Below are 558 nucleotides of genomic sequence, written 5' to 3'. Positions count from 1 at the left end.
TGCGCCCCCATTTTTCACGTTCCTTTTTAGAAACGCGGGCATAGCCATAACCTGGTACATCCACAAAACGCATCTTGTCATCAATGTTGAAGAAGTTGAGTAACTGGGTCTTCCCAGGTTTTCCTGATGTACGAGCAAGATTTTTGCGGTTCAACATGGTGTTGATAAAGCTAGACTTGCCGACATTTGAACGCCCTGCAAGGGCAATCTCTGGCAGTTCATCCTGCGGATAGTGGGACTTGTTTGCCGCACTGAGCAGGATTTCAGCATTGTGTGTATTGATTTCCATAGTCACCTCTAGGCTGTTTCTAGAATGGGTTTTTCCGTTCCATCAACAGCTTCTTTTGTGATGCGGACCAATTTCACATTTTCCTGACTCGGTACTTCAAACATAACATCTAGCATGGTTTCTTCGATAATAGACCGAAGACCACGCGCACCAGTTTTGCGTTCGATAGCCTTATTGGCGATTTCTTGAAGGGCTTCATCTTCAAATTCCAACTCAACATCATCATAAGAAAGCAAGGTTTGGTATTGTTTCACCAAGGCATTTCTTGG

The 558-nt window shown here is 44.3% G+C and carries 1 protein-coding gene and 1 pseudogene; both read right to left on the bottom strand.

The window, feature by feature from the left end; all coding sequences use genetic code 11:
• A partial coding sequence (yihA, locus tag GMD4S_RS10240; protein ID WP_000405199.1) for a ribosome biogenesis GTP-binding protein YihA/YsxC occupies positions 1-289 on the bottom strand: 289 nt, incomplete at its 3' end.
• A gap of 8 nt (positions 290-297) precedes the next feature.
• A pseudogene (locus GMD4S_RS10235) lies at positions 298-558 on the bottom strand (ATP-dependent Clp protease ATP-binding subunit ClpX); the annotation flags it as partial.

This window comes from Streptococcus sp. GMD4S, from assembly GCF_000296955.1.
The sequence above is the reverse complement of the archived record's forward strand: the minus strand, read 5'-3'. Positions and strand labels throughout refer to the sequence as shown.